Origin of the sequence: Nonomuraea antimicrobica, from assembly GCF_039536965.1 — a bacterium.
GTDB classification, from domain to species: domain Bacteria; phylum Actinomycetota; class Actinomycetes; order Streptosporangiales; family Streptosporangiaceae; genus Nonomuraea; species Nonomuraea antimicrobica.
Window position 1 is genome coordinate 69,910 of sequence record NZ_BAAAZP010000036.1, and the last position, 17,540, is coordinate 87,449.

Consider the following 17,540-nt stretch of genomic DNA (forward strand, 5'->3'; position numbering starts at 1 on the left):
CTCCGAACCAGCCGACTGCCAAGCACCACCGCCCGCGTCAGTAGAGTGCCAGGCGCCACTGTCCGACCCAGCGGGCTGGGCGTCGCCAGGAGCGGGGCCGGAAGACTGCCAGAAGCCGCCGTCGGCGCCCGTGGCACCCCGGCCACGGCCATCGCCACCCACGGGCCTGCCGCCGTCGCCACCAGCAGACCGACGGCCGCCGCCACCGGCGGCCGGGTCGGGCCGGGTGCCGTCGCCGGCGCTCGACGAGTGCCGGCCGTGCTCGGCGCCACGCTCGGTGTCGCGCCCGGAGCGGGAGCCCCGGGAGCGGCCCGTTCCTTCTCCGTTGCCCGCCGAACGGCCGCCACCATTGGAGCCGCCGGGCGTGGCGCGTCTGCGGGCCATCACCGCCCCGCCGCCCCGCCCGTGCCGAACGCGACGACGGCGATGAGCGCGAAGTTCGACACCGGGCCGTCCGTCGCGCCGAACACCGATGGCCGTGACCGACCTCCGGTGACGTCGCGGTACCGGTGGTGGACCTCCGCGCGACCGCTCATCGCGAGTTCTTCTCCTTCGTCACGGTTTCGGGCTCGGCGTCGGAGACCTTCTCCTCAGCGGATTCCTCCGATGTGGAGGAGGACGAGGACGAGGAGGCTTCCGCGTCGGAGCCCTCCGCCCTCGGGGATTCGGCGTCGGCGGAGGTCTCGGCGGAGGCGTCACCCGTGGCACCCGTCGTGGCACCAGCCGTGGCATCGCCGGAGGCGTCGCCCGTGGTGGCGGTGGACGCGTCCTTCGTGGCATCCCTGGAGGAGCCCTCGGGAGCGTCCGCCGAGTCGTCCGAAGCGGCCTCGGCCGCCGAGGACTCGCCCGTGCCGGGGTCGGCCTGGCCGGAGGCGTGGGCCGGGTCGACCGGGTCGTCGGGCGACGGCGCCACCACGATCTCCTCGCCCGACTTGTTCCTGGTCAACCAGAGGTACACCAGCGCGCCGACGAACAGCACGATCGAGGTCCACTGGTTGATCCGCAACCCGAGGAACTCCACCGCGTGGTCGACGCCGCCCACCGGGTCGATGCGCAGCCCTTCGATCCAGAAGCGGCCGAGCGTGTATCCGGCGACGTAGACGGCGAACAGCCGGCCGTGGTGCAGCGCGAAGCGCCGGCCCGCGTAGATGAGCACGAAGCCGAGCGCGACGTCCCACAGCGACTCGTACAGGAACGTCGGGTGGTAGAGGACGCCGGGCTCGCCGCCGTGGTCGACGTCGATCTCCAGGCCCCACGGCAGCGTGGTGGGCGAGCCGTAGAGCTCCTGGTTGAACCAGTTGCCCCAGCGGCCGATGGCCTGGGCGAAGGCGATGCCGGGCGCGACCGTGTCGGCGACGGCGCCCATGGACAGGCCGCGTCTGCGCACGGCCAACCAGACGCCGACCCCGCCGAGGGCGATCGCGCCCCAGATGCCGAGGCCGCCCTCCCAGATGTAGAGCGCCTTGTAGGGCTCCTTGATCGCGCGGCTGCCGAAATAGGTCTGCCAGTCGGTGATGACGTGGTAGAGCCGTCCGCCGATGAGGCCGAAGATGACCGCGGGGACGGCGATGTCAATCATCGTCCCCTTCTGGCCACCGCGAGCGCGCCAGCGCCGCTCGCTCAGCCAGACGGCGACGATGACGCCGAGCACGATGCAAAGCGCATAAGCCCGGATCGGGATGATTCCGAGATACCAGACCCCTTCGGAAGGGCTGGGAATCGAGGCTAGGGGCATGTCAGGTGAGGGTAGCGGACGCGAGCCTATTTGGCCGCCTCGGTAATCTCATCGCGTAGCTGCGACGGGCTGAACAATACCGGATTGTCTATTTCCGTGCCGTTCAATTTCACTGTCGGCGTGTGATCGATCTTCTGTTCGTCGATGATCTTCTTGCTGTACGCGAGTTGCGCGTCGGCGTGCTTGTTCGAGGTGACGCACTGGTCGAAGTCGGGCGCGGTGACCCCGGCCTCCTTGCCCCACTCCTTGAGCTGGTCGGGCAGGAAGCCCTGCGCGGTCTCCGAAGGCTGGTTCTCGAAGAGCAGGTTGTGGAAGGTCAGCCACTGCTTGCCATCGGCGACGCACCGGGCGGCGCTGCTCGCGCGTACGGAGTTGGACTTGGTGGGCTCCTGGGAGAAGATCGTGATCGGGTGATAGACGACCTTGGCCTTGCCCTCCGCGGCGAGGTTCTTGAAGGTCTGGCCGCTGACCCGCTCGAGCTCCTTGCAGGCCGGGCACTGGAAGTCTTCGTAGATGTCGACCACCGGCCGCGTGACGCCGTTCTGGGCCATCACGACGCTGCCGTCGGACTGCACGGTGATCGGCGCCAGCGCGCCGGTGGCCTCCTCCGAGCGTGAGATGCTGGCGGCGTACCACCAGCCGAGCCCGACCGCGGCCACCGCGACCACCCCGGCGGTGACATACGTCACCACGCGCCGGCGCTTGTCGCGGACCCGCTGCGCGGCCTGCTGCGCCTTGATCTTCTCGCGCGCCGACTGCGACTTCGTCTTGGTGCGCTCGCCCTTGCTCATCACTCGTCTTCCTCCTCACGTGTGTCGCCCCCGAGCCCGAGGGCCCCGTCGAGCGCGAAACGGCCCGGCGGGAAACGCGCGGCCCAGGCGCCGAGCAGCACAAGGCCGAAGTCGCGCAGGATGTCGAGCAAGTAGGTCGGCTCCTGGCCCGCCCCCAACTGGCCGCCGCCGCCGAAGCAGCCGCAGTCGATCCGCAGACCGTTCGCCCACGCCCAGGCGATGCCGAACACGAACGCGAACATGAGCAGCCCGGCGATGACCGCGGCCACCCTGGTCAGCAGACCGACGACCAGCAGCACACCGACCACGATCTCCAGGATCGGCAGGGCGTAGCCCACCGCGACGGCGATCGACTCCGGCAGCAACTGGTAAGCCTTGACCGCCACGACGGAGTCGGCCGGGTTGCCGATCTTGAGCGCACCCGCCGCGATCAGCACCCCGCCCAGCACGAGCCGAGCGACGGTCGTCACCCAGGGTATCGCTCTTCTCGCCCAAGGCGACGATGGTGACGCGGCCACGAATGTTCTCCTCTGTCTCTGCGCCGGGATGGGCACAGTACCCGGATGTCATCCGATCACGTCGAAGATAAGCGTCAGCTAAGCGGGTTTCCTGCCGCTGACCTGGGCGAGTTCCCCACTTTTACCTAACTGAGGTAAAAATTACCCATACAAGCGAGAACGGACGAGTCGGTCGCCAGTTCCACATTCCGGGCGCACCATGGGCCTGTCGGCGCGCTCCCGCGTCGAACGTCTGAGGGCCTGGGGGCACGGCACCGGCGAGTCCGCCCGCTCGACCTCCGGGTGGTCCAGTGGGCGCTGGACGGGCCTCCGCTCCTGCCTGCGGCCGATCCGGAGGCGGACCTGGACGAGTACGCCGACGCGCGGGCCGCGCTCCTCGCCAGGGCGACACACCGTCGTACGGGTAGCCGTCGCTCACACGCCACGGACCCGGGAACGCCTGACGCCCTCCTTCAGCGGCGCACGCCCTTGGCCATGTCGCGCGCCAGCTCCGCCGCGGACTCGCGCCCGGTCGCCTCGTCGGGCGCGTCGAGCAGGCGGCGGATGAACGCCGAGCCCACGATGACGCCGTCGGCGTAGGCCGCCACCTCGGCCGCCTGCGCGCCCGTGCCGACGCCCAGGCCCACGCACACCGGCAGGCCGGTGTGCGCCTTGGTGCGCTTGACCAGGCCCTCCGCGGCGATGTTGACGCTCTCTCTGGCGCCGGTGACGCCCATGAGGGAGGCGGCGTACACGAAGCCGGTGCAGCACTCGACGACGGCCTCGATGCGCGGCTCGGTGGAGCTGGGCGCGACCAGGAACACCGTGTCGATGCCCGCCGCCGCGGAGGCCGCCCGCCACGGCTCGGACTCCTCCGGCGTCAGGTCGGGCGTGATCGTACCGACGCCCCCGGCGTTGGCCAGGTCGCGGGCGAAGCGGTCGGCGCCGTACTTGTCGACGGGGTTCCAGTACGTCATGACGAGCGTGGCGGCCCCGGTGGCGGCCACACCCTCGACCGTGCGCATGACGTCGGCGATGCGGGTGCCGTTGGTCAGCGACCGGTGCACCGCGTCCTGGATGGTGGGCCCGTCCATGAGCGGGTCGGAGTAGGGCAGGCCGATCTCGATGACGTCGCAGCCGGCCTCCACCAGGGCCGCGGCGGCGGAGATGGCGCCGTCTTTCGACGGGAAGCCCGCGGGCAGGTAGCCGACGAGCGCGGCCCGGTTGTCCGCCTTCGCCTTGGCGAAAACCGTCTGAAGAGTCGTCATGTCTGTCCGTTTCGAAGGTCGAGTCTCACCATGATGCCCTGCCGCGCGCCAACCGCAGAATTCCCCGCGCCGGTCATTCCCCGGGCCGGTCGGACGCGGCCGTGTCGCGGGCCCCGACCGGCCCGGCGCAGGCCGTCGGCGGGGCACGGCGTCACAGGTCGAAGCGCGTCACAGGTTGAAGTACTTCATGGCCGTGCCCATGTCTTTGTCGCCGCGTCCGGAGAGGTTGACCAGGATGGTCGCCTCGGGGCCGAGCTCGCGGCCCAGCTCCAGCGCGCCGGCCAGGGCGTGGGCGGACTCGATGGCGGGGATGATGCCCTCGGTGCGGGCCAGCAGCGAGAACGCGGCCATCGCCTGGTCGTCGGTGACGCCGTGGTAGGTGGCGCGGCCGGAGTCTTTCAGCCACGCGTGCTCGGGGCCGACGCCCGGGTAGTCGAGCCCGGCCGAGATCGAGTGGGACTCGATGGTCTGGCCCTCGTCGTCCTGCAGCACGTAGGTGCGCGAGCCGTGCAGCACGCCGACCGAGCCGGCGGTGAGCGTGAGCGCGTGCTCGCCGCTCTCCAGCCCGTGCCCGGCGGCCTCGTAGCCGTGGAGTTGGACGCCCTCGTCGCCGATGAAGGCGTGGAAGATGCCGATGGCGTTGCTGCCGCCGCCGACCGCGGCGCACACCGCGTCGGGCAGCTCGCCGGTCAGCTCGAGGATCTGGCGGCGGGCCTCGACGCCGATGATGCGCGCGAAGTCGCGGACGATCTCGGGGAACGGGTGCGGCCCCGCGACCGTGCCGAACAGGTAGTGGGTGGTGTCGACGTTGGTCACCCAGTCGCGGAACGCCTCGTTGATGGCGTCCTTCAGGGTCTGGGAGCCGTTCTTGACCGGCACCACGGTGGCGCCGAGCAGCTTCATCCTGGCGACGTTGAGCGCCTGGCGCTCGCAGTCGACCGCGCCCATGTAGATGACGCACTCCAGGCCGAGCAGGGCCGCGGCGGTGGCGGTGGCCACGCCGTGCTGGCCTGCGCCGGTCTCGGCGATCACCCGCCGCTTGCCCAGCCGCTTGGTCAGCAGCGCCTGGCCCAGCACGTTGTTGATCTTGTGGGCGCCGGTGTGGGTGAGGTCTTCGCGCTTGAGCACGATCCTGGCCCCGCCGGCCTGCTCGCCGAAGCGCGGCACCTCGGTCAGCGTGGTGGGGCGGCCCGCGTAGGTGCGCAGCAGGTGGTCGAACTCGCGCAGGAACTGCGCGTCGTTCTTGGCCTTGTCGTAGACCGCGGCCACCTCGTCGAGCGCCGGGATGAGCGCCTCGGGTACGTATCGGCCGCCGAAGACGCCGAACTTGCCGTGCACGTCGGGGTCGTCGCCGTGCACGCCGTTGCCCGCCAGATCGGCGGCCGTCAGAATGGTGTCTTCGTGTGCCACTGCTATCCCTCTGCTGAGTGGTCGGGGCGCGTCGACGGATGAGCGCCGGCGGTCACCAACGCCTCCACTGCCTTGCGCGGGTCTTTGCCGGTGACCAGGCTCTCCCCCACCAGGACGGCGTCGGCGCCGCCACGAGCGTAGGCGAGCAGGTCATGCGGGCCGCGCACGCCCGACTCGGCAATCTTGAGCACATTATCGGGGATCTTCGGCGCGAGTTTCGTGAAGACCTCGCGGTCGACCTCGAGTGTCTTCAGATTTCGCGCGTTGATCCCGATGACCCGGGCACCGGCCGCGACCGCCCGCTCCAGCTCTTCCTCGGTGTGCACCTCGACCAGCGGGGTGAGCCCGATCGACTCGGCCCGCTCGATGAGCGAGACCAGCGCCTCCTGCTCCAGGCAGACGACCATGAGCAGGGCCAGGTCGGCGCCGTGGGCGCGGGCCTCCCAGAGCTGGTAGGAGGTGAGGATGAAGTCTTTGCGCAGGATCGGGATGTCGACCCGGGCGCGCACCGCGGCCAGGTCTTCGAGGCTGCCCCCGAACTTGCGCCGCTCGGTCAGCACGCTGATGACGTGGGCACCGCCCGCTTCGTAGTCGGCCGCCAGCGCGGCCGGGTCGGCGATCGCGGCGAGCGCGCCCTTCGACGGGCTCGAGCGCTTGACCTCCGCGATCACCGAGACCCGGTCGCCCCCGAGCGCGGCCATGGCGTCTCTGGGCGTCTGCGCCCGCCCGGCCCGCTGCTTGAGCTCGTCGATCGAGACGGCCTGCTGACGTGCGGCGAGGTCGGCGCGCACCCCGTCGAGGATGTCGTCGAGGACGCTCGGCCCTTCGGTCCGCTCACTCACGCGCTTGGGGTCCCTCCGGTCGGCTGCTGGGGGTCGGCGGAGAGTTCGCGTCGCGTTCGCTCTCTGCCCTTGTCCTGCGATGGTATCGGCCCTCGCGCGGTCACCTCACCACCGGTCCCCCAAGTGGGCACCGCCTAGGGAGCGAGGAACGCCCCGAAAGGCAGATTGCGGACGACCCAGTAGACCATGACGACTCCGAGGAACGCCCACAGCCACGCCGGATGGGCCAGAGTCGTGCGCCGGGGACGCCCCTGCCAGGCCCGCACCATCCACCGCCCCCACCAGAACAGCAGGAACGGCATCATCGCCACGGCCAGCGGATTGAGGCCGAGCGCGGCGACCGGGTCGAGGTGCGCCAGCGCGTGGATGGTGCGCAGCGTGCCGCACCCCGGGCAGTAGAGGCCGGTGAGCCACAGGAACGGGCAAGTCGGGTAGTGACCCGGCTCGTTGGGGTCGACCACGGCGACGATCGCGAACACCGCCCCCGTCGCGGCCGCAACACCGAGCGGCGCCAGCATGCCCTTGAGGCGATCCGTGCCCCGCCGCCCGGTTGCTGCGATGTTCATATGTCCAGTATCCGCCTTCCGCACGTGACCCCCGCCGCGCCGTCCGGCGGTTTAGTAGCTGGAGTACGACGCGCTGATGCTGGCGGCGATCACCACGAAGTACACGATGACGAGGATGATGGACACGACGTTCACGATGATGCCGGTGATCAGGGCGCGCTTCCACCACGTCTTGGCCTCCTCGGACGCCTGCTGGGCGCCCGCGAAGTCGCCGATCTGCCACTTCTGGTTCACCTGCGTCGACTTGACGATCGACACGATGCCGAAGGGCAGACAGCAGAACAGCGTGGTCAGGATGGCGGCGACGAGGTGGTTGTCCGGCGGCTCGGACCCGGGGGCGCCGTAACCACCGCCGGAGGGAGGCTGCTGACCGTAACCACCGCCGTAGCCACCGCCGCTCGGGGGCTGCTGGCCATACCCGCCACCGCTCGGGGGCTGCTGACCGTAGCCACCGCCGCTCGGAGGCTGCTGCTGACCATAACCACCGCCGTAACCGCCGCCGCTCGGAGGCTGCTGGCCGTACCCGCCGCCGGGCGGCTGGGCGCCGTAACCACCGTCGCCCTGGTTTCCGTAACTCATGCTCATGACCCCTTATGTCGTCATCTGAGTCGAGGTGCGCGCGGCAGCCTAGCGAGAAACCATCCCTCTACGTGGTCGAACATCCGCTTTGCGGACAATTCGTAATCGGACCGCAAGCGCGTCGTCACGGTCCGGCTACGCTGGGCGCGTGTCGCCCGCGGGCGGGCCTACTCGTACGTGGACGAGGTGGCGGCGGCGCTCAGACCGATCAGCGACAGCAGCATGCCGCCGAAGATGATCCAGCACAGCACCCAGATCACGACCGTGATGTAGGAGGTGACGAGGCCGCCCACGGCCATGCCTGAGCCCTCCTCGCCGGTGCGCTTGATCCGGTTGAGCGCGATGTGCCCGAGGATCACGCCCGGGATGCTGGTGATCCCGCAGAAGACCAGGCCGATGATGCCCAGCACGAGCGAGGCCACCGCCATGCCGTTGGTGGAGCGGGGCTGCTGGGGCGGGCCGTAGCCGTAGCCCGGCTGGCCATAGCCCTGCTGGGCGTGACCCTGCTGGCCGTAGCCGCCGTAGCTGGGGGGCTGCTGGCCGTAGCCGCCGCTCGGGGGCAGTTGGCCGTAGCCGAGATCCTGCGGGTGGCTGGGCGGCTGCTGGCCGTAGTCGCCGTGGCTCGGGGGCTGCTGGCCATAGCCCCCGCCGCTCCCCGGCTGCTGACCGTAACCCCCGCCGCTCCCCGGCTGCTGGCCGTAGCCTCCCCCGCTCCCCGGCTGCTGGCCGTAACCGCCGCCGCTCTGGGGCTGCTGACCGTAACCGCCGCCGGACGGCTGCGCGCCATAGCCGCCGTTACCGCCCTGATCCCCGTAGCTCATGAGCTGGCTCCTCAAGTATTCGTCGCGAGTTGCAACGGCAGCTTATTGAGGAAACGATTGCCAAGCAGACAAGGATTCAGAACAGTGGAGGATTCGCCATTGCCTAGTCGCGGCGCGAGTCGGTGGGGTCGTCTCCTCTGTCGAGCGCGTCCCAGAGGGCTCTGTCGTCGCTGACCTGCGTGGCGGCCTCCGCCGACGGGCTCGCGCCCCGGTCGTAGCGGGCCGACATGCCGCTCCAGCGGCCCCCGCGGACGACCGCGACGATTCCGCCCGCCAACACCAGCACCGCGCCGACCGCCGACACGCTCGGCCACAGGGGCATGGCCTCCCAGGGGAGATCGGCGGCGCCGTGCAGCACGTTCTGCTCGCGCAGCCAGCCGGTGACGCCCGCGTCGTCGAGTGCCGTCCACGTCGCCGCGCCCGCGCCCGCGCCGCACACGGCGAGCAGCCCGCCGATGACACGCCGCCCGGTGCCCTTGGTCGCCAGCACGGCCACCACCCCGGCCAGCCCGGCCAGGGCCACGGGCGTCAGCACGGGGCTGAGCTGCCCGCCCGTCGGCGCGACCGCCTCCGCCCCCGAGCCCTGGAGCACCCGCACCCAGGCCCGGCCCGCGGCGACCAGCACCAGCAGGCATCCGGCGGCGGTCAGCGCCACCCAGCTCCACAGGCCCCGCCTGTCGTCTCGCATGGCGCCCGCCTCAGCCGAGCGCGAGCTCGAGCCGGTCGGCGTCGAAGCAGGTGCGGTCTCCGGTGTGGCAGGCCGCCCCCACCTGGTCGACCTTGATCAGAATGGTGTCGCCGTCGCAGTCGAGCGCCACCGACTTGACGTGCTGGACGTGCCCGGAGGTGCCGCCCTTGACCCAGTATTCGCCGCGGCTGCGGGACCAGTAGGTCGCCCGGCCCGTGGTGAGTGTCCGGTGCAGGGCCTCGTCGTTCATCCAGGCCAGCATGAGCACCTCGCCGGTGTCGTACTGCTGGGCGATCGCGGGCACCAGCCCGTCGGGGTTCCGCCTCAGCCGGGACGCGATCTTGGGATCAAGGGACATGCACCCCATTCAACCAGCCGGGTCGCCCGCCCGGCCCACCGGGAACACCGCGCCGTCCGCCACCGTACGCGGCGCCCCGCCCTCTACGTGCGGGCCGCCGAGACCCAGGAGGCGTGCAGGTCGGCGTACACGCCCGGCTCCCGCACCAGCTCCGCGTGCGACCCCCGCTGCACCAGCCGTCCTGCGTCGAAGACGAGCACCTCGTCGGCGTTCTCCGCCGTGGACAGCCGGTGCGCGATCGAGACGGCCGTACGGCCCCGGGTGACGCCTTCGAGCGCGCGCGCCAGGCGTACCTCCGTGGCCGGGTCGACCGCGGAGGTGGCCTCGTCGAGCAGGAGCAGGTCGGGGTCGGCGAGGTAGGCGCGGGCCAGCGCGACGAGCTGGCGCTCCCCCGCCGACAGCGACTCGCCGCGCTGGCCGACCGGGGTGCCGAGGCCGTTCGGCAGGCCCTCCAGCCAGTCGGCCAGGCCCAGCTCGGTCAGCGCCAGCTCGATCTCCGTGGTGGTGGCGGAGGGCCTGCCGTAGCGGACGTTCTCCTCCAGCGTCCCGTCGAACAGGAAGCCGTCCTGCGGGACCATGACGATCCGCTCGCGCAGGGAGGTGAAGCGCACGTCGCGCAGGTCGTGGCCGTCGACCGTGACGCGGCCGGAGCCCGGGTCCATGAGCCTGGTCAGCAGCTTGGCGAACGTGGTCTTGCCCGAGCCGGTCTCCCCCACCACGGCGACGCGGGAGCGGGGCGGGATCTCGACCGTGACCTCGCGCAGCACGGGCGCGCCGCCGGGGTAGGAGAAGTGCACGTCCTCGAAGGCCACCTCGATGGGGCCGCGCGGCAGCACCACGCCCTTCTCGCCGGGGTCGGCCACGTCCGGCGGCGTGTCGATGACGCCGAGGATGCGCCGCCAGCCGGCGACCGCGTTCTGGGCCTCGTTCAGCACCTCGGTGGCGGTCTGCAGGGGCGAGACGAACAGCGTGACCAGGAACAGGAACGCCACCAGCCGCCCCTGCGTGATCTCGCCCGACACGCCCAGCCGCACGCCGAGCAGCACGATCCCGGCGATGGCGAGGGCGGCCACGATCTCGGTCAGCGGGAACACGAACCCGACGATGGTCTGCGCCCTGATCTGGGCCTTCCTGTTGGCGTCCACGGCCGTGCCGATGCGTTCCGCGGTGCGGCGCTCGGAGGCGTACGCCCTGATGACGGTGGCGCCGACGACGGACTCGCTGACGGCGGCCAGCATGTCCCCGGTACGCTCGCGCACGACCGTGTACGCCCGCGACAGCAGCCGCTGGAAGCGCGGCAGCGCGATCAGCAGCGGGACGAAACAGGCCCAGACCAGCAGCGTGAGCTGCCAGGAGTAGACGAACATCAGCACGGTGGCCACGAAGAGCTGGCCGAATGCCACGATGATCATCAGGCCGCCCCACTGCATGAAGGCGCTGATCTGGTCGATGTCGTTGGTGACGCGGGAGACCAGGGCGCCGCGGCGCTCGGTGTTCTGGGTGAGCACCGACAGGTCGTGGACGTGCCGGAAGCCGCGTACGCGCAGGGTGGCCAGGGAGGACTCGGTGGCCCGGTAGAGGCGGACGTTCATGACATAGCCGGCCAGGGCCGTCAGCACGACCGCCGCCGCACAGATCAGTACGGCACTGGTGATGTACGGGATGTCGGGCGTGCCGGTCTTGAGACCCGTGTCGATCGTCTGCTGCACCGCGATCGGCACGATGATCTTGCCGATGGTGGCGACCACGGCCAGCGCCATCGTGCCCGCTAATCCCTGGCGGAACTCGGGGGTGAGCGAGAGTCCCTGGCGGATCGTGGCCAGCGCGGAGCGGTCGGAGCTGCGCTGGATGCCCTGCGCCGTCATGCGCTGATCTCTTCCTCTTCGATGGGTTCCTCGTCGGCGGGACGAGTGGCGGCGGGGCCCGTACCGGGTGCTACCGGCCCTGGCGCGGCCGGGACGTCGATGGCGGCGCGCTCGGCCTCCTCGCGCTCGTAGGCGGTCACCAGGTTCCGGTAGCCGAGGCAGCGCTCGATGAGCTGCTCGTGCGTGCCCCGGTCCACGACGCGGCCCCGGTCGAGGTAGACGATCTCGTCGGCCAGGGCGATGGTGGCCATCCGGTAGGCGACGACCACGACCGTGGAGGCTTCGGCGGCGTCCCGCAGTCCGTACAGGATCTTGGCCTCGACCTGCGGGTCCACGCTGGAGGTGGCGTCGTCGAGGATGAGCAGGCGGGGCCGGCGCACGAGCGCGCGGGCCAGGGCCAGGCGCTGGCGCTGGCCGCCCGACAGGGACGCGCCGCGCTCGCCGACGCGGGTGTCGAGACCGGCGGACAGGCGGTCCACGAACCCGTCGGCCTGGGCCAGGCGCAGGGCCGCCGCCACGTCCTCGTCGGTGGCGTCGGCGCCGAGGGCCACGTTGCCGCGTACGGTGTCGTCGAACAGGAACGTCTGCTGCGGCACCAGCGCCACCGCGGCCGCCACGCCGCCGTAGGGCAGCTCCCGCAGGTCCACGCCATCGAGCAGCACGCGGCCCGCGTCGGGGTCGACCAGCCGGACCAGGAGCTGGACCAGCGTCGACTTGCCCGACCCGGTGGGCCCGACGAGCGCGACGGTACGGCCGGCGGGCACGCGGAAAGTGACGTCGTGCAGCACCTCGGCCGTGCCGTAGGCGTAGGAGACGTCCTCGATCTCCAGCGCGGCGGGGGCGGCCGTCTCCGTGGCAGGGGTCGTGCCGTACTCCATGGAGCCGGTCGCCTCCAGCACCGCCTGCACCCGCTGCCAGCCGACGACGCTGCGCGGCAGCTCGGCCAGCACCCAGCCGAGCGCCCTGATGGGGAAGGCCAGCAGCGTGAACAGGTACGCGACCTGCACCAGGTCGCCGGGGCCGATGGCGCCCGCCGACAGCCGTACCGCGCCGACGGCCAGCACCGCGAGCACGCCCAGCGTGGGCAGCGCCTCCAGCATCGGGTCGAACAGCCCGCGGATCCGGCCGACGGCCACGTTCGCGTCACGCAGCTCGTGTGCGCGCCGCCGGAACCGCTCGGTCTCCAGGTCCTCGCGGCCGAGCGTCTTGACGACGAGCGCGCCGTCGAAGCTCTCGTGCGCGATCTCGCTGACCTCGGCGCGCAGTTGCTGGGCGCGGGTGGCCAGCGGGCTGAGCCTGCGCTGGTAGATCAGGTTGAGTACGGCGATGGCCGGGAAGATGAGGAAGCCCACCAGCGCGAGCGGCAGGTCCGTCACTAACATCGCGATCGCCGCGGTGAACAGCATGACGATCACGCCGACCGCCATCGGCAGCGGCGCGAGCGGCGCCCAGGCGGCCTCGGCGTCGGCGCTGGCGTTCGACAGGAGCTGCCCGGTGGGGTGGCGGTGGTGCCACGACAGCGGCAGGCGCAGGTACTGACTGGTGACGTCGCGGCGCGAGCGGGCCTGCATGCGGTACTGAATGACCCCGGCCAGGATCCGCCGCCCCGCCACGCCGAACGCCTTGAGCAGCGCCGTGCCGAGGATCAGCAGCACACCGGTCCACACGGCGCCCGTGGTGATCCGGCCCTCGGCGAACGAGGGCAGGACGACGTTCTGGGTCGCCCAGCCGAGCGCCCAGGCGGAGGCCACGGTCATGCCGCCATAGACGCCGCTGGCCAGTACGGCCACGGTGAAGACCGTCTTCTCTGTGCGAATGGCCACCCCAAGGACGCGGAGCCCCTGACGCATCACGGCCGAGGTGACCTTGCTCGCCACTCGACGGGTTTCCTCTCATGTCCGACGTTTCTACGTATGTCCCTATCACGCCCGATCATGTGGTTATTCCCGCCGGTAGGGTTGGATACGTGACTCACGCCATTGGCGAACGCTCCGCGCTCTGCGACCTGCTCGACCGGCTCGGCCCGGACGCGCCGACGCTGTGCACGGGCTGGACCACCTACGATCTGGCCGCCCACCTCGTACTGCGCGAGCGCAGGCCCGACGCCATGGCCGGCATCGGGATCAAGCCCCTGGCCGGATACACCGCCTCCGTGCAGAGCGGGCTCAAGGCCCGCCACCCCTACCCCGAGCTGGTCGGCCTGGTCCGCCGGCCCGGCGGTGTCTACGGCCTGTTGCCCGCGCTCGACGAGGCGGTCAACGCGCTGGAGCTGTTCGTGCACCACGAGGACGTACGGCGCGCGCAGCCGTCGTGGGAGCCGCGCGAGCTGCCCGCCGACCTGGAGCAACTGATCTGGAAGCGGGTCGCGACCGGCGCGCGGCTGATGCTGCGCAAGGCGCCCGTGGGGGTGGCGCTGCACCGGCTCGGCGGGGGCGTCGCGCTCGGCGGGCCCAGGGGCGGCGCACGGGTGGAGGTCACGGGCCAGGCCGCCGAGCTGCTCCTGTTCTGCTTCGGACGGCAGCGGCACGCCAGGGTCGAGCTGACCGGCGACCCCGAGGCCGTGACCCGCCTGCGCGAGGCCGCCCTCGGCCTCTGACGGTTACAGGAGCATCGCCCGCGACCCGCACCCCTGACCCGCCGGTCGGGGCGAGTGTGGTTCAGGGCCGCCGGGCTCCGGGGAGGCCGGGCTCGCGTTCCCCGGCGGACGGCCCGCGCGCGTAGATGCGTTCCGCCACGGTGGACTGGGCCAGCCGCCGCAGGCAGGCGATCAGCGTGTCGCCCACCGAGGTGCCGATGACCACGATCTCCACCGCCCGCTCCCGATCGCTCACATCGCCGCCGAGCAGGCGCACGTCGGCCTCGGCGATGCGCTCGGCCCCGTCGGCGTAGGCGTCGAGCGCCTCCAGCATGTCGTGCCTGCCCACCTCGTCGAGCGTGGCCAGCACGCCCACGGCGGTGCGGTAGGCGGGGTCGCCGGTGCGGATCCGCCAGCCGCGCGCCGACAGCAGGTCGTACAGGCGCTGCTCCGCCTCGTCCTTGTACGGCCCCGGCCGCGCCTCCTTCCGCTGGGTCACGGTCTTCTGGGCGGCGCCCAGCAGGTCGAACTCCTCCAGGTCCGGATTGTCGATGCGCGCGGTGAGGTCGCGGATGACCGCGATGGACAGGTCGCCGTACTCCACCAGCGCCCGTACGAGGCGGAGCCGGCGTACGTGCTCCTCCCCGTAGTCGGCCTGGTTACGGCCGGTCGGCCGCCCAGGGGCCAGCAGTCCCTCCCGCATGTAGTACTTGATCGTCGGGACCGGGATTCCGGTCGTCTGGCTGAGCTCCGCCATCCGCACGCTTTCACGTCCCCTCTTGTAGTTCCTGGATAGTTTAGCTATAGATAGTGACAAGTAGCACTATCCACTATCCGCTCAACAGAAGGGCGCTTCCCATGTCCCGCTGGCACCGTCCCCTCATGCTCTTCGCCGCGCTCATGGCCGCGGCGAGCCCCGTCCTCCTCGTTCTCGTCTTCGTGGACCCGCGGATGCTGGACGGCCTGCCGATCTGGATCAAGCCGTTGAAGTTCACGATCTCCCTGGCCCTCTACTCCTTCACCTGGGCCTGGTTACTCTCCCTGCGGCACAGGGCCGGGCGGGTGAGCTGGTGGATGGGCACGACGCTGGCCGCGGCGGGCCTGGGCGAGGTCGTCCTCATCGCCCTCCAGGCCGCCCGCGGCCGGCACAGCCACTTCAACGAGGCGACCCCGCTGGACGGGGCGATCTGGATCGCGATGGGCGCCACGATCGGCGTGCTCATGCTCGCCAACCTCGTCGCCGCGATCTTCGTCATCGTCGAGCGGCAGGCCGACCGTGTCAGCACCTGGACCGTACGGATCGGCCTGGTCGTCTCCACGCTCGGCGTCGCCTCCGGCGCCCTGATGGCCACCGGCGTCCCCGGGCAGACCTGGGCCGAGGACTTCGCCGGCGCGCACAGCGTGGGCGTCGCCGACGGCGGCCCCGGGCTGCCGCTGGTCGGGTGGAGCACCGTCGGCGGCGACCTGCGCGTGCCCCACTTCGTCGGCATGCACGCCCTGCAACTGCTGCCGCTGTTCGCGCTGCTGCTGGTGGCGCTGTCGGCGCGCTGGGCGGTCCTGCGCCAGGAGGGCGTCAGGCTGCGCCTGGTGTTCGCCGCCGGTCTCTTCTACGCCGGTCTCTTCGCGGCCGTCCTGTGGCAGGCCCTACGAGGGCAGTCGATCGTCCACCCCGACGCCGCGACGCTGGCCGTACTGGGCGTCCTGGTCGTCGCCACCCTCGGCGTGGCGGTGACCGCGCCGAGGGCTAGGAGAGCGGTCACCCCGTGACCGCGTTCGCGTCGGATCGGGCTCGGTTACCGCGGAAATCCCGGCGCGGCGGACGCTCGCGGGTAACCTCAAGCCCGTACCATGGCAGGTGAAAGAAGCCCCCCGGTTAGGATCATGAACATCTTCACAGAAGATGCCTAGTGATCGCCCAGATCCGGGTATATACGGCTGGGAATGGACTGCAGGAGGCCCCCCATGCAGGTCAAGAAGGTGATCACCTACGTGGCTGTCGCGTTCGTGGTCTTCTACCTGTTCACCCGGCCGGCCCAAGCCGCCGCCGCGGTCAACGGTGTGTTCGACGGAATCATCCAAGGAGCTAATCAGTTGGCGGTGTTCTTCTCAAGTGTTCTGACCTGACGGTCGGTCCTGTCTGCGCCGGGGTGCTTCCCCGCGCTGCCGGATCGTGTTACGCAGGCAGGATGAGAGATCGCCCCACCGCCAAGCCCGATCGGCTCGACGCCGATGCGCGGCGCATCCTCGAGCGAACCGAGCTCGAGGGCGTCGAGCTGATCCGTTTCCTGTACGCCGACCACGGCGGCGTGATTCGTGGGAAGGCGGCATCCCGGTCACGGCTGGCCGAAAGGCTCAGCTCAGGCATCGGGCACACGGTGGCCATGATGGCGATGAACATGCTCGACCAGCTCCAGGAGGTCGAGCACCTGGGTCCGGTGGGCGAGGTGCGCATCGTTCCCGACCCCGCCACCTACGTCCCGCTGCCCTACGCGCCCGGCGCGGCGGCGATGCTGTCGGACCTGCGCCAGGCCGACGGCAGCCCGTGGGGAGCGTGCGCCCGTACGTTCCTGAAGGACGCGATCGCCGAGCTGAGGTCCGCGGGCTACACGCTGGCGGCCGCGTTCGAGCCGGAGTTCACGTTGGGGCGGCGGCTGCCCGACCCGGCCGGCGGGCCCGACCGGCTGGTGCCGCTCGACGACTCACTCTGCTACGCGGGAACGGGCTTCGACACCGCGCACGACTACACGATCAAGCTGGTCCGCACGCTGGAGACCCAGGGTCTGCGCGTCGAGCACTACCACCCCGAGCTGGGCCCCGGCCAGCAGGAGCTCTCCGTACGCCACGCGCCCGCCCTGCGCGCCGCCGACAACCACGTGATCTACCGCGAGAGCGTGCGCGGCGTGGCCATGCGCATGCAGATGTGGGCCTCGCTGGCCCCCAAACCGCTGGCCGACCAGGCCGGCAACGGCGCCCACCTGCACCTGTCGCTGTGGAACGACACGCGCAACGTCTTCGCCGACGACGGCGGGGTGCGCGCCGGGTTCATCGGCGGCCTGATCGCGCACCTCCCCGCGCTCACGGCGCTGACCTGCGGCAGCGTCAACAGCTTCCGCCGCCTGATCCCCCGTACGTGGGCGGGCGCGTACGCGGTGCACGGCCCGGACAACCGTGAGGCGGCCGTCCGGGTGTGCTCCCCGGTGGGCGAGTACGGCGAGCCGAACCTGGAGCTGAAACCGTCCGACTCCTCGGCCAACCCCTACCTGTCGCTGGGCGCCGTCATCCACGCCGGCCTCGACGGCATCCGGCGCGGGCTCGACCCGGGCGAGCCCGTCGAGGTCGACCCCGACACGCGCCCCGGCCGCTATCCCCGCCTGCCGGCCTCGCTGGACGAGGCGCTCGACGCGCTGGAGGCCGACGAGGTGCTCATGGAGGCGCTCGGACCGCTGCGGCGCAGCGCGTACCTGGCCGTCAAGCGGTCGGAGGCAGCCGCGTTCGCCGCCAGAGACGTCGCCTACGAGCTCTCCCAGCACCTGCGGGTCTTCTGA

General features: G+C 71.2%; 19 protein-coding genes. 4 read left to right on the forward strand and 15 right to left on the reverse strand.

Features of this window, described 5'->3' with window-relative positions; genetic code table 11:
- Positions 1-383: 383 nt before the first annotated feature.
- The 14 genes from ABD844_RS11090 to ABD844_RS11155 all read right to left on the reverse strand — a co-directional run bounded on the left by ABD844_RS11090 (position 384) and on the right by ABD844_RS11155 (position 13,270).
- Positions 384-536 carry a hypothetical protein gene (locus tag ABD844_RS11090; protein ID WP_344875690.1) on the reverse strand — a complete coding sequence of 51 codons (153 nt, stop codon included), beginning with the start codon at positions 534-536 and terminating at the stop codon, positions 384-386.
- Positions 533-1,735 (reverse strand): prolipoprotein diacylglyceryl transferase, encoded by a 1,203-nt coding sequence (lgt, locus tag ABD844_RS11095; RefSeq protein ID WP_344875692.1) that lies wholly within the window; start codon positions 1,733-1,735, stop codon positions 533-535. Before lgt ends, ABD844_RS11090 begins: the two co-directional genes overlap by 4 nt.
- Positions 1,736-1,761: 26 nt before the next feature.
- Positions 1,762-2,526 carry a DsbA family protein gene (locus ABD844_RS11100; protein WP_344875694.1) on the reverse strand — a complete coding sequence of 255 codons (765 nt, stop codon included), beginning with the start codon at positions 2,524-2,526 and terminating at the stop codon, positions 1,762-1,764.
- A complete protein-coding gene (locus ABD844_RS11105) occupies positions 2,526-2,996 on the reverse strand; it encodes a MauE/DoxX family redox-associated membrane protein (protein ID WP_344875696.1) in 471 nt (156 codons plus the stop codon). The genes ABD844_RS11100 and ABD844_RS11105 overlap by 1 nt, the downstream gene beginning before the upstream one ends.
- Positions 2,997-3,496: 500 nt before the next feature.
- On the reverse strand, positions 3,497-4,291 hold the full coding sequence (gene trpA / locus ABD844_RS11110) for a tryptophan synthase subunit alpha (RefSeq protein ID WP_344875698.1): 795 nt from the start codon (positions 4,289-4,291) through the stop codon (positions 3,497-3,499).
- A 168-nt stretch (positions 4,292-4,459) separates the two neighbouring features.
- Positions 4,460-5,680, reverse strand: coding sequence for a tryptophan synthase subunit beta (gene trpB / locus ABD844_RS11115; RefSeq protein ID WP_425568541.1), 1,221 nt, complete (start codon positions 5,678-5,680; stop codon positions 4,460-4,462).
- Positions 5,681-5,703: 23 nt separating this feature from the next.
- Complete coding sequence (gene trpC, locus ABD844_RS11120; protein ID WP_344875700.1) at positions 5,704-6,543, reverse strand: indole-3-glycerol phosphate synthase TrpC; 840 nt, start codon at positions 6,541-6,543, stop codon at positions 5,704-5,706.
- Positions 6,544-6,677: 134 nt separating this feature from the next.
- Positions 6,678-7,109, reverse strand: a complete 432-nt coding sequence (locus ABD844_RS11125; protein ID WP_344875702.1) for a DUF2752 domain-containing protein — start codon at positions 7,107-7,109, stop codon at positions 6,678-6,680.
- 51 nt (positions 7,110-7,160) lie between these two features.
- The gene (locus ABD844_RS11130) at positions 7,161-7,688 is read right to left on the reverse strand and encodes a CD225/dispanin family protein (RefSeq protein ID WP_344875704.1); all 528 of its coding nucleotides are present in this window, start codon (positions 7,686-7,688) and stop codon (positions 7,161-7,163) included.
- 167 nt (positions 7,689-7,855) lie between these two features.
- Positions 7,856-8,509: a DUF4190 domain-containing protein gene (locus tag ABD844_RS11135; protein ID WP_344875706.1), complete on the reverse strand. Its 654-nt coding sequence runs from the start codon at positions 8,507-8,509 to the stop codon at positions 7,856-7,858.
- Between the two features lie 103 nt (positions 8,510-8,612).
- Positions 8,613-9,197: a Trp biosynthesis-associated membrane protein gene (locus ABD844_RS11140; RefSeq protein WP_344875708.1), complete on the reverse strand. Its 585-nt coding sequence runs from the start codon at positions 9,195-9,197 to the stop codon at positions 8,613-8,615.
- A gap of 10 nt (positions 9,198-9,207) precedes the next feature.
- A complete protein-coding gene (gene hisI, locus ABD844_RS11145; RefSeq protein ID WP_344875710.1) occupies positions 9,208-9,555 on the reverse strand; it encodes a phosphoribosyl-AMP cyclohydrolase in 348 nt (115 codons plus the stop codon).
- An 83-nt stretch (positions 9,556-9,638) separates the two neighbouring features.
- Entirely contained in the window at positions 9,639-11,420 is a 1,782-nt protein-coding gene (locus ABD844_RS11150; RefSeq protein WP_344875712.1) for an ABC transporter ATP-binding protein, read from the reverse strand.
- Positions 11,417-13,270, reverse strand: coding sequence for an ABC transporter ATP-binding protein (locus tag ABD844_RS11155; RefSeq protein ID WP_344875786.1), 1,854 nt, complete (start codon positions 13,268-13,270; stop codon positions 11,417-11,419). Before ABD844_RS11155 ends, ABD844_RS11150 begins: the two co-directional genes overlap by 4 nt.
- A gap of 116 nt (positions 13,271-13,386) precedes the next feature.
- Between ABD844_RS11155 and ABD844_RS11160 the strand changes: the two genes are divergently transcribed.
- Complete coding sequence (locus tag ABD844_RS11160) at positions 13,387-14,016, forward strand: TIGR03085 family metal-binding protein (protein ID WP_344875714.1); 630 nt, start codon at positions 13,387-13,389, stop codon at positions 14,014-14,016.
- A gap of 61 nt (positions 14,017-14,077) precedes the next feature.
- Here ABD844_RS11160 and ABD844_RS11165 read toward each other — a convergent pair whose 3' ends face one another.
- Positions 14,078-14,752 carry a MerR family transcriptional regulator gene (locus ABD844_RS11165; protein ID WP_344875716.1) on the reverse strand — a complete coding sequence of 225 codons (675 nt, stop codon included), beginning with the start codon at positions 14,750-14,752 and terminating at the stop codon, positions 14,078-14,080.
- 101 nt (positions 14,753-14,853) lie between these two features.
- Between ABD844_RS11165 and ABD844_RS11170 the strand changes: the two genes are divergently transcribed.
- The 3 genes from ABD844_RS11170 to ABD844_RS11180 all read left to right on the forward strand — a co-directional run bounded on the left by ABD844_RS11170 (position 14,854) and on the right by ABD844_RS11180 (position 17,540).
- A complete protein-coding gene (locus ABD844_RS11170) occupies positions 14,854-15,762 on the forward strand; it encodes a hypothetical protein (RefSeq protein ID WP_344875718.1) in 909 nt (302 codons plus the stop codon).
- Positions 15,763-15,957: 195 nt separating this feature from the next.
- Complete coding sequence (locus ABD844_RS11175; protein WP_169789240.1) at positions 15,958-16,119, forward strand: hypothetical protein; 162 nt, start codon at positions 15,958-15,960, stop codon at positions 16,117-16,119.
- A 62-nt stretch (positions 16,120-16,181) separates the two neighbouring features.
- The gene (locus ABD844_RS11180) at positions 16,182-17,540 is read left to right on the forward strand and encodes a glutamine synthetase family protein (protein ID WP_344875724.1); all 1,359 of its coding nucleotides are present in this window, start codon (positions 16,182-16,184) and stop codon (positions 17,538-17,540) included.